Origin of the sequence: Streptomyces sp. ISL-100, assembly GCF_018614615.1 — a bacterium.
GTDB lineage: Bacteria > Actinomycetota > Actinomycetes > Streptomycetales > Streptomycetaceae > Streptomyces.
The window spans coordinates 20,823-31,155 of record NZ_JAGGOK010000148.1 but is presented as its reverse complement, the minus strand read 5'-3'; the positions used below and the strand labels follow the sequence as shown (position 1 = coordinate 31,155).

Below are 10,333 nucleotides of genomic sequence, written 5' to 3'. Positions count from 1 at the left end.
TCGCACCATGCGACCACCGTACCGGCCGGGATGAGGCCGGATCGGGTGAACCCGTACCGTTGCCGTCCGCCTCACGCGATCATGGCGGGGTCTGCTTGTCCTACGAGAAGGGGAGCGCTGTTCATGTCGAGGAAGAAACCGGCCCGCAAACTGATGCCCGGCCCGGAGCGCGACAAAGTCGCCGCCGAGCTCAAGGGCCAGTACGAGACGGGGACTTCGATCCGCGCGCTCGCCGAGTCGACGGGCCGTTCGTATGGCGGGGTGCACCGGCTCCTCGCCGACGCCGGGGTGGAGTTCCGCTCGCGCGGCGGGGCTGTACGGGAGGTTGCCGCTTCGCCGGACGCCGGGTGAACGGCGTGGATAGCCTGCCTGGATGAGCGAGCGGGAAAAGGAGCGGGGCGAGGCTCCGGCCACGGTGGAGCAGATCGCCGCGGCGATGGCCGCGCTGGGTCTGTACGACGGGGAGAACACCCCCGCCGAGCATGCGGCGGAAGCCGCCCGGCTCGGCGGGCCGGACGCCTACCGGGTGCGGATGGTCAACGCGCTGCTCGGCGTGGTCCAGGCCGAGGCGGCGATGGCCGATGCGGTGCAACTCGACCCCGACGCCCACGTCGCGGCCTGGGAGGAACAGCTCAAGGCCGCCGGAGCCGGACTCGACGATCCCGTGCGGCGGGTGGAGTTCCTACGGTGGCAGGTCCTGCGCTCCGGTACTCCGGTGCGGGCGATGGCGCAGAACATGGAGGCCGGGCCGATCCCGCTGGCCGCCGCGCATACCGCCACGGCCCTGCACCTGCTGCTTGGTGTGATCGTGGCGAGTCAAGATGCCGTCGCCCAGGGGGACGTGGAGACCCTGGCAGCGCAGGCCGATCAGCTGCAGACGGCCCGCGAGGCGCTCGGCGCTGCGGTCGACAACACCGAACTGCTGCTGAACATGCTCAGGTCGGTCGGCCTGTAGGCCGTGTCGTACGAGACCGAAGAGCGCCGGCACCGCGATGTCGGCCGCGCGGTGGGCGCTCAGCCCTGTGGTGCGAAGCGTGCGAGGAGAAGTTCCTTCTGGTTGCTGCCGAGACCGCGGACCCGACGGCTCTCGGAGATACCGAGTTCCTTCATGATCTGCATCGCGCGGATCTTGCCGATCCCTGGAAGAGCGGCGAGGAGCGAGTGGACCGGCATCTTGCCCACCGACTTGGATGGGTCGGCCACCACCTCGCCCAGGGAGAGCGCGCCGCGCTTGAGTGCGTCCTTCACCTCGGCCCGCTCGGTCCGTGCGGCGGCGGCCTTTTCGAGCGCAGCTGCTCGCTGGGCCTTGGAAAGCGGCGGAAGTGCCATGGGGACGGCGTCCTTTCGTCTGTGTGCGTATGGTGACGGGCTCATCATGTACCCGCCTGTGGGGCCGTGACCAGCAGGTTTACGGGTTCTCCCCGAAGGCTCCCGCCGGAGTCGGTTCCGTGGTGCCGGGGTCATCCGCCGGTCGGCTCTCCTCGGTGGCCGCGGGCTCGTCGCGTCCGCCGTACGGTCCGAACGGCCCGTACGTTCCCGGGGTGTTCGCGCCGAGCTGCGGGCCGCCGCCCTTGGTGCGGTGCATTCCGGCGATCACGGGCTCTCCTCCGATGCGGCGTCGGCCTCGGCCAGGACACGGTAGACGGTGGCCACCGACGGGTTCTCGCCCTTGTTCTTGCCGGTGGAGATGACGAGTTTCTGGGCGATCTTCGGCACGGGCACGCCCTGGTCGCGCAGGGCGCGGGCGTAGGCGACCTGGTCGTCGTCGATGACCTTGGGGCGTCCGCCGTGGCGGCCCCGTTCGCGGGCGGAGACCTGGCCTTCGAGGGACTTCTCGCGGATGTACTCGCGCTCAGACTCGGCCATGCCGGCAAAGAACGCGAACAGGGCGGCGCCGTGCCCGGAGGGGTCGTAGACGCCTTGAAGGGGGCCGGTGAGGAGTTCGAGCTGGATGTCATCGCTGCGCAGCGTCTCGGCGATGGTCAGGAGCTCGGCGGCGCCGCGTCCCAGTCGCTTCATCTCGTGCACCGTGAGGATGACCCGCTGGTGCGGGACGGCCTTCTTGATGTTCTGTGCGTAGGCGAGGGCCTTGACGAACTCGGGCCGCACCTTGATCCGGGTGCTGATCTTCTCCGAGAAGACCGGCTCGCAGCCCGCCTCGTTCAGGGCGTCGAGCTGGCTCTGCAGCTCCTGCGCGGCGGTACTGCAACGGGCGTACCCCACCCTCGTGGGCTTCACCTGGGACTCGGGGACGGCCGCGTCGACGGACGGGCCCATCTCCCAGGCGTGACCGGGGCCCGCTCTGCGGGGATGCGGACTTCGAGTTCGGCGCGGAGCTGGGGCACGAGCATGAAGCGGGGGGTGTGGTACTTCGGGGCGACCTTGCCGCCGCGGGTGCGGCAGGTGCTTCCGGCGGGGACGGAACAGGTCGGGCAGTCGAACTGTTCGACGGCCGTGGCCGGTTCGGCGAGTGAACTCATGTTGCAGAAGCTATATCAGGGACCATTGTGCGAACCCTGTTCTGCGAGAAGTTATGCGAACGACGAATAGGGATAAAAAAGGTCTCGATTTCACGAGCCTTGATCGTTCGCAGAACTACTCATTTCTGCGAGCACGAAGCGTGACCGTCGTGGCCCACGGTTGCCTTCACGGTCACCCGCTGCGGAGTTCGTCCAGAAGGTCGGCGCGCTCGCGGCGGCGCGCGGTCGCCTTTTCCGGCTCTTCTGGCGGGCGGCCTTCGTCAGCGGCGGCAGAGCCATGGGCGGGCGTCCTCTCGTCGTACGGGTCCGGCGCTCATCATGACTGGGCCGAGTGCCCGCTGACCAGCCCGTTTACGGGGAGTGCGGGGTTCTCCTCGGCGGTCTCGTCCTCCTCCTGGCCGTCGCGGTGGGCACCGAACGGGCCACGTTCGCCGTGCCGGGCTCCGAGCTGGGCGGCGCCGCCTTTGGTGCGGTGGGGGCCAGGGATCATTCTGCGTCCCGCCTGCCCGTTCAGCAGGTCCGCGAGGCCCTGAAGGTGGGTGGCCGGGCCGGGGTCGGTGAATGGGGAGCCTTCGGACAGCGGCGGCAGCTGTGCGTGCAGCCGGGGCCTGCTCGGTCTTCTCCAGGGCGTTGGGTGGTTTACTTGCCGACCGTTTCACCTGTCTTGCCGAGCCCGGTGTCCTTGCAGACGGTGCCTGCCTTGGGCACGGTGCCGTTGATGAGGTAGTCAGTCATGACCTTGCCCGTGCATGGGCCCATGTCCAGGAAGCCGTGGCCGGCGCCCTCGTTGGTGACCAGAGTGGAGTCCTCGAGCCCTTCGGCTGCTGCCTTGGCCCACGAGAGTGGGGTCTCGGGATCAACGCTGTTGTTCGCCAGCAGAATCGGTTCCGGGGTGTCGGCGGTGACCTCGTGCGCGGTGACCGACGAAGCCACCGGCCAGTCCGAGCAGGGCCGGAACATGTCGAGGGGCCCGAACAGCGGTGACTTGCGGGTGGCTTCGGCGATGGCCTGGTCCAGTGCCCGGTGGCTGCGGTCGTCCTTGGAGGCGAAATTGCAGGCGACGGCGAGGAATGTCTCATCCTCGCCGCTGAATTTTCCATCCTCGCCGCGGCCGTGACTGTAGTCGGCAAGATCACGGATGCCGCTGAAGTCCCTCTTGACGGCAGCTACCAAGGCCTGGGTCAACTGCGGCCACTCTCCGGCGCTCCCAACCCCTTCCAGGACAGCCTCGCGGAGATCTGATCCGGTGACGGGGCGCCTCGGGTCGGATGCGACCGGGACGGGTGTGGCGTCCAAAGCCTTCACCATCTGGAGGACCTTCTGCTCCGCCTGCTCACGGCTTCCGCCGAGCTGGCAGGATTTCTGTGTGACGCAGTTGTCGAGGAACCGCTCAAGGGTCTGCTGCGAGCTCGCCGCGTTATCCTCGATGATCTTCGGCAAGGGCAGAGCCGGGTCCATCACCGAGTCCAGGTACATCCGGCCGACCCTGGAGGGGTATTGCTCGGCGTAGTACTGGCCGATGAGGGTGCCGTAGGAAACCCCCAGGAAGTTGAGCTTTCTGTCCCCCAGCACACTGCGCATCACCTCCAGATCGCGGGCGGTGTTTTCGGTACCCACGTGCGGCAGCAGCTTGAGATGCTTCTCTCCGCAAGCCTGGGCGAGTCTCTTGGCGGCCTGACGCCGCTGGTTCCTGCCTTCTGCTGTGGTGGGGGCCGTCGGTGCGGCGTAGTACGCATCGTGGGCGGCATCGTCCAGACAGTGGATCTGGCCGCTGGCCCCCACGCCGCGCGGGTCGAAGCCGACGATGTCGTAGCTACTGGACAGCGGCGAGCGGGCCATCATCGCGGCGAACTCAAGGCCCGGCCCGCCGGGGCCGCCCGGATTGACGAGCAGCGAGCCCTTCTTTTTGCCCGTCGCCGGAAATTTGTACATCGCGATGCTGAGGTTTCCGGGGCCCGGATCCGCGTAATCCAAGGGCACCTTGACCGTGGAGCAGAGAGCTTTCTGCCCCTTGGCGCAAGGTTTCCAGTCCAGCCTTTGGCCGGAGAAGGCACTGATCTTGGCCATGCCCGCCGACGAGGGCGTGGTGCCGCTGCCCGCCTCATCAGAGCTCCCGCCGCAACCCGGCACAGCAGACAGGAACAGCGCGAGACCGAGGACGCCGGTCACACGTAGTTTGAACACGACCATCGCCTCCGCTGAGCAGCTCGACACACCACCCCAATAGGACCGCTTGCGCCTCTCATCGGCCATCACAGCGCCGCCAATCGAGTGGCACGCCCGCGTTCGCCCTGGCAGATGGAAGACCGACCCCTGGCCCACGCAGCCGCGAAGTCTGTGGACGCCCAGCTGATCGACGAGCTGGTGGCATCCGATTTGCGGCCCGGGTGAAGACGAGTAGACGAGGGGCGCCGGTTGTCGGCGCTGGCAGTGGTACGGGACCTGCGCGTGTCTCGGGAGCCGGTCTCATCGTCCTCTGGGCGCGTGAAGGCGGCCTGGGGGTCATGTCCACGGACGTGGTGTACCGATCTTGGGTGCCGTCCGCCGACGCGTGGACAGACCTGCGAGGCAACCGGTGAGCGGCTGATGGCCGTACACCGACTCCGTGGACGCGGCCGGCCTGGGGCGCCGAGGTAGGGCAGGCGGGCGCTGGTCGATGGCCCCGATCAATCGCGGCGTGCTTCTCGGCAGTGGCGCCGGTGATGCGGCAGTCCCTCCTTGCATGTTGACTGGCCGCTCCGGTCCCTTCAGGTCGAGCTCTTCGGCGATCTCGGACGAGACTCTTGTTGTGGTAGCGGCCGCTGCATGCGTGAGGGCGGCCCCAAGAACGGCGCGCCAGGCGGATGAACCATGCCTCTTCGCACCATGGTGCTGGACTCGGTGGTCAATCCGGACAACTCTCTGTTGGACATCGCCCTGGGGCGGGTGGTCACCGATGCGCAGCTAGAAGCGTTCGTCGATGATTGCGTCCAGGCGGGCGACTGCCCGCCAGCGGCGGGGCAGGACCTTGAAGCCCTTGACGTCGTCGGTCCGCTTCACGATCTCGACGACGATGTTCAACGCGTCGCGAGCCCATGAAAGCAGCGTGGAATCAACGGAGTTGGCGTACCCGCCGTCGGCCCACACCAGACTGATCGTGCGGAAGCCGGAGGCGAGCCGGGCCAGGACAGTGCGGCCTCCGGCGCGGTCCTGCACGGACGCGGAGGTGACGGCGACGACCAGCAGCAGCAGCAGGCCCATCGTGTCAACGATCACGTGTCTCTTCCGGCCTTTATCTTGAGCCGTCGCGATGAGGATGGGCTTGACCAGGGACGATGCGATGCGGACAGTGTCCTCGACGCGGGGTGCTGGGGACTCTTGCGGCTGCGGAAAGTGTCTTGCCCGGCGTGTCGCTCGCTCCTGGGGGTCAGCTGGACGATGTCTCGACTGTCGTTTTGACGGAATGGTGTCGGAGCCGGGCGGCTACCAGTTCCATCTCGACGAGCGTGCCCACGAGGCCGGTAGTCTTCAACTCCTCTGCCATAGCCCGTGCTTGTGTCAGTGACAGGCCGTGCACCTCTCGAAGGGCGCGAAGGACGGGCACTGCACTCGCATCGGGCTCTGTCAGCCTGAGCCGGGCAGGTCCATGTTCTGCCAAGAGGACCTGGCGGATCTCCTCCGGAGTCGCGTCGCCGCTGTCTTGCTCGCACCAGGCGACGGGGCAGGACTGGCAGTTTCCTTCGGTTCCCCACCACAGGCGACCGCGCTCGATGAACTGGCCGGTGTCGAGTATCAGCACGCCGCTGCATGCCTCGCATCGTGCTGTGATCTTCGCGCCCTGAGTTATCACCGTGCTCCTCAACATCGGACCTCGCCCTGGATGGTGCCGTAACAGCTCTCCCTTCGTCGACCGCATATCCTCGCCGAGCTCCCGCGAGGCAGCCGGAACAGTGCAGTCGGGATGCCGCTGCATCAGCTTCTCAGCGTGGGCCGATCGCTCTCTCAGCTGGAGGCTTCGGCGTTGCGTGGATGCCGCAGATGTCGGCCGTGCGGCGCTCGCCCAATGCCAGGGCCAGGGCCTGCCTGAGCTCGCGGTTCTCCGCCTCCAGTCGCTGGTTGCGTTCGGTCGCGGCCTCCAGGCGACGGAGCAACGACGCGTCGGAGGATCGTTGCCGCTCGGGAACCGGCCGCGCCGCGGGGACGGGGCGGTGTCGGCCCCGGAGTCGTTCGATCTCGGCCCGCAGGTCCGGCTGGTTGTAGAGCCAGGACCGAGAGACGCCGGCCTCGCGGGCGACGGTCTTGAAGGTGATCACGACGCCGGTGGTGTCCATTCGCCGCAGGGCGGATGCTGCTCTTCGGCGGGTTGCAGCCGCCCGGCGGCGGGCCGCGGAGACGATCAGGTAAGAGTTGTCAGCCCGCATCGGCAATTTCCCCCTGCTGCTCATGGCTGTTCTTCAGCTCGTGGATCATGCGGTCGAGGTTGTCGGCGACCTGCTGGTTCATCTCGGTGACGCGGGTGTGTCCGCAACTCCTGGCGTTGTCGATCAGTGTCAAGGTGCGGGTGTGCTGTTCGCGGAGCTCGGGCAGGAACTCCGGCCCGGTGAGAAAGACTGGGCAGGTCAGGCAGGCGTTCGCGTGCGGGCAGGTCTGCTGGACGGGCAGTCCGCAGTAGCCGTTGGGCAGGGTCTGGGTGGCGATGCCGTAGCGGGTCTTGGCCCACTGGGCCTGGCCGAGTGGGCCGTCGGCGGCGAGAGCGACACGTTCGCCCTTGATGTTGACCTTCATCGCCGCTTCCCAGCGGCGCCGGACGGTCTGGTCGGTGATTCTTGCGTAATGGGCGGTCATCCGGTCCGACTCGTGATCGAGGAGAACGCGTACGACTTCCTGGGGGACGTCCCGGTTGATCAGCCGGCAGGCGAAGGTATGACGCCATTGATGAGGGGTCAAGCGAACGGGACGGCCGTGTTCGTCGCGGACGTCGCAGGTCGCCAGCCAGCGCTTGAGCTTTCGGCGGTAGCTGCCGTCGGCGATCCGAAAGGTCCCGGCGACGTTCGCGAGCGGCCTCGGGAAGAGCACTGGAGTCCCCTCCGGCCAACGGGCGAGGACGCTTCGCTGCTGTTCGCGGATGGCGTCCTGGAGTTCCTCGTCGATGGGCACGGCCGCTTCCCGCTTCATTTTGGTATTGAAGTAGCGCAGGTAAGGGGCGTCTTGGGCGTCGTGGATGAGGCAGTCGAAGTCCAGCGTGAGCCCGCTGGAGATCCGCAGTCCGCACCGGACCAGGATCAGCGTGATCAGCCTGCCGGCTGGGTCCGTCCAGCGGTCAAGGTTGTCTTCGGACTCGATCTGGGTCATGACGTGCTCGGCCAGGCGCCGGGAGACCTGAGGAGGAGGCGGTGGGGTGTCACCGAGGTAGTAGGCGGCGGTGCCGGGCAGGGTGTCGTCCCACCCGTTCTGCCGGATGGCCTGGAAGAACAGGTTCAGCCCCTGGATACGGGTCTTCTTCAGGCCCCACTCGCCGGGCTGAGAAGCAACCCAGGCCAGGTGGCGTTCCAGAAGGGGGCGGTCGACATCAGAAAGCCGGTCGATCCCGGCATGGGCAAGGAAGCGGCTGAAGCAGGCCACCGCCTCCAGACTGTTGTGGACGGTGCTGATGCTCATTCCGGACATCAGTCGCAGCCGTAGCCATCGTTTGCCCAGGTCACGCAACCACGGCTGGGCGATCCGGTCCAGCCGTAGCCGGGCCCTGGGGGCGGCTGCCGCATGTGGAAGCGCGATACCGGGAAGTCTGTCCATCCGCCACACGTCCCGCGGATATTCGATCTCCCAGCCGGCGCCGTCCCGCAGCGTCTCGACTGCGTCACGTGTCTCGATCAAGAAGAGCACGGGTTCACGGACCCGGGACTTTGCGCGCTGGCGCCATTGAGCTTCGTCGAGGTCCAGCAACGAGGTCACCTGGGACGACTTCGCCAGTCGGACCGCATGCATCACATCACGGGGAGGGGTCGTGCGGCGGTGGGCGTCAGCTCTGCACTGCATCCCGTACTGAAACTCCAGCGTCAACTGGGCGGGCAGCCCACGCAGGTCAATCGCCGCGGTGCCGTTCAACTGGCAGGCCACCACGAACTCTTCGACCTCCGGTCGGCCGGTGTTCCTCCACCGGTCGTGGTGACCGCGGCAGAAGATCTTCCCGGGGTTGTCGACCCAGAGCGTGCAGAACGGCAGACGGCACTCACCCGGAACCGGGTCAGGAACGGCCAGGGCCGGCGGCTCCCACGCATCGGGGTCAGGCCGTCCGGCCCGCACCCAACGGTCGTAGTGCCTCATGCACAAGTCCCGCCCGTTGACGCCGAAGCGGCAGCCGTCAGCCACACAGGCTGCGAGTTCACCGCGGCCCCGAACCGGCCGTCCAGGGTCGGCGAGGAAGTCCTCCATGGGCGGTCGGCCGCGGTGGCGCCACCGGATGACGTGCCCGTTGCACAGCCCCTGCTGCCAGGTCACGCGGTCGCAGCCGGTGACCGCGCACTGAGGAGAGACAAAGACCCGGTGATCGGGATCCGGGTGGTAGATCTCGGTTCGGAACTCGGCCCGGACGGCAGCCAGCAGCTTCTCCAGCAGCCCGGCCCGTCCACGGTCAGGTGTGAGGGTGGCGACGGTCACAGCCGCACCTCCCGTCCGGTGAACCAGCCGGCGTGCTCCAGGGTGCGGCGGGCGTCCTCGACGGTCAGATGACCATAGGTGTCGATCGTGGTGCTGATCGAGGCGTGTCCAAGGAGTTCCTTGACGTTCTCCATCCCGGCCCCGCGCCGAAGCAGCCAGGTGGCGTAGGTATGCCGGTACTGGTGGGGCTCGAAAATGATGCCCGTGGTCTTCCGTAGGCGTCTGACCAGGTCATAGACGGCCGGATAGGCCCAGGGATGGCCCTGCGGTTCGGCGAAGAGGTTCACGAAGACGTAGTCGGAGTCCAGGGCGCCGTACTCGCGGTGCAGATAGTCGGAGTACAACCGCATCAACTCCGCACTCGCCGGGATGGTCCGTGTTCGGCCGGACTTCGCGCGGGCCCGGTTGTCGTTCTGCCGCGGCACCACCGTCACCTGCTTCTCCGCGATCTCGATGTCGTCGTGCCTCAGGCCCAGGGCCTCGCCGATACGGACGCCGGTGTCCAGCAGCAGGGCGAAAAGCAGCCGGTCGCGCAAATGCTCGCAGGCGTCCAGGACCGTCTGGGCCTGAACGGCGGTCAGGACGCGGGGGCGCTTGAGCCCGGACTTCAGCTTGATGGTCTTCGTCCGCTGGGGCTTGCCCGAGGCGACGTGCTGCAAGAACGGCTTGTAGGAGGTCGCCGCGGACCGGTGCCGTCCGGCCGGGCGCATCGTCACCAGTACCTCGGCAACCTCGACGCCGCTGCGGGCGTGGAACTCGTAGAACGTGCTGACCGCGGCGAGCTTGCGGTTCACGCTGGAGGCCGCGCAGTGATGCCCGACCGTCGGCAGCACCGACACCGCCCCGCTCCGAGCCGCCGGCGGCAACCTCAGCCAGGCCACGAACCCGGCCATCGCTTCCAGATCGATCGTCATCCAATCCAAGCCCCGGCCGTCGAGGTAGTTCCACCAGTCCTTCAGGTCGTGGGCGTACGCCTTGACGGTGTTCGGCGACCGCTCGACTGCCGCCAAATAGGCCAGGAACGACTCCACCGGACCGACCGGCCGCCAATCGTCCCCCAGCAGCGTCCACGACTCCCTCATCGAGTCGGGAGACAGCACCCGCTGTACCCGCATCGCACCTCCAGTTCCTACGTGATGGACAGCGGCAGATAACCGCAACCACGACGGGAGTTGGGGGAGGTTCAGGGTGCTTCACACACATGAAGGACACGCTCG

Annotated in this window: 13 protein-coding genes; 2 read left to right on the top strand and 11 right to left on the bottom strand. The window is 67.5% G+C overall.

Going from position 1 to position 10,333, the window contains the following annotated elements:
* Positions 1 to 123 precede the first annotated feature (123 nt).
* Positions 124 to 351 (top strand): helix-turn-helix domain-containing protein, encoded by a 228-nt coding sequence (locus J7E89_RS40195; protein WP_374197000.1) that lies wholly within the window; start codon positions 124 to 126, stop codon positions 349 to 351.
* Positions 352 to 373: 22 nt separating this feature from the next.
* A complete protein-coding gene (locus J7E89_RS40190) occupies positions 374 to 955 on the top strand; it encodes a DUF6245 family protein (protein ID WP_214981462.1) in 582 nt (193 codons plus the stop codon).
* Between the two features lie 59 nt (positions 956 to 1,014).
* Here the strand turns inward: J7E89_RS40190 and mihF are convergent, their stop codons facing one another.
* The 11 genes from mihF to J7E89_RS40140 form a co-directional block, all read right to left on the bottom strand.
* Complete coding sequence (gene mihF / locus J7E89_RS40185; RefSeq protein WP_214981460.1) at positions 1,015 to 1,329, bottom strand: integration host factor, actinobacterial type; 315 nt, start codon at positions 1,327 to 1,329, stop codon at positions 1,015 to 1,017.
* Positions 1,330 to 1,408: 79 nt separating this feature from the next.
* Positions 1,409 to 1,597, bottom strand: a complete 189-nt coding sequence (locus tag J7E89_RS40180) for a hypothetical protein (protein WP_214981458.1) — start codon at positions 1,595 to 1,597, stop codon at positions 1,409 to 1,411.
* Complete coding sequence (locus tag J7E89_RS40175; RefSeq protein ID WP_251061749.1) at positions 1,594 to 2,277, bottom strand: recombinase family protein; 684 nt, start codon at positions 2,275 to 2,277, stop codon at positions 1,594 to 1,596. Before J7E89_RS40175 ends, J7E89_RS40180 begins: the two co-directional genes overlap by 4 nt.
* On the bottom strand, positions 2,235 to 2,480 hold the full coding sequence (locus tag J7E89_RS41665; protein WP_251061748.1) for a hypothetical protein: 246 nt from the start codon (positions 2,478 to 2,480) through the stop codon (positions 2,235 to 2,237). Before J7E89_RS41665 ends, J7E89_RS40175 begins: the two co-directional genes overlap by 43 nt.
* A 316-nt stretch (positions 2,481 to 2,796) precedes the next feature.
* Entirely contained in the window at positions 2,797 to 2,970 is a 174-nt protein-coding gene (locus tag J7E89_RS40170; protein ID WP_214981456.1) for a hypothetical protein, read from the bottom strand.
* Between the two features lie 149 nt (positions 2,971 to 3,119).
* Entirely contained in the window at positions 3,120 to 4,670 is a 1,551-nt protein-coding gene (locus J7E89_RS40165; RefSeq protein WP_214981455.1) for an alpha/beta hydrolase, read from the bottom strand.
* Between the two features lie 753 nt (positions 4,671 to 5,423).
* Complete coding sequence (locus J7E89_RS40160) at positions 5,424 to 5,771, bottom strand: transposase (protein WP_308315778.1); 348 nt, start codon at positions 5,769 to 5,771, stop codon at positions 5,424 to 5,426.
* A gap of 115 nt (positions 5,772 to 5,886) precedes the next feature.
* Entirely contained in the window at positions 5,887 to 6,258 is a 372-nt protein-coding gene (locus J7E89_RS40155; protein WP_214981453.1) for a hypothetical protein, read from the bottom strand.
* A gap of 181 nt (positions 6,259 to 6,439) precedes the next feature.
* A complete protein-coding gene (locus tag J7E89_RS40150) occupies positions 6,440 to 6,880 on the bottom strand; it encodes a DUF6262 family protein (protein WP_251061747.1) in 441 nt (146 codons plus the stop codon).
* Positions 6,870 to 9,116 (bottom strand): tyrosine-type recombinase/integrase, encoded by a 2,247-nt coding sequence (locus tag J7E89_RS40145; protein ID WP_308315776.1) that lies wholly within the window; start codon positions 9,114 to 9,116, stop codon positions 6,870 to 6,872. The genes J7E89_RS40150 and J7E89_RS40145 overlap by 11 nt, the downstream gene beginning before the upstream one ends.
* The gene (locus J7E89_RS40140) at positions 9,113 to 10,231 is read right to left on the bottom strand and encodes a tyrosine-type recombinase/integrase (RefSeq protein WP_214981451.1); all 1,119 of its coding nucleotides are present in this window, start codon (positions 10,229 to 10,231) and stop codon (positions 9,113 to 9,115) included. Before J7E89_RS40140 ends, J7E89_RS40145 begins: the two co-directional genes overlap by 4 nt.
* Positions 10,232 to 10,333 lie beyond the last annotated feature (102 nt).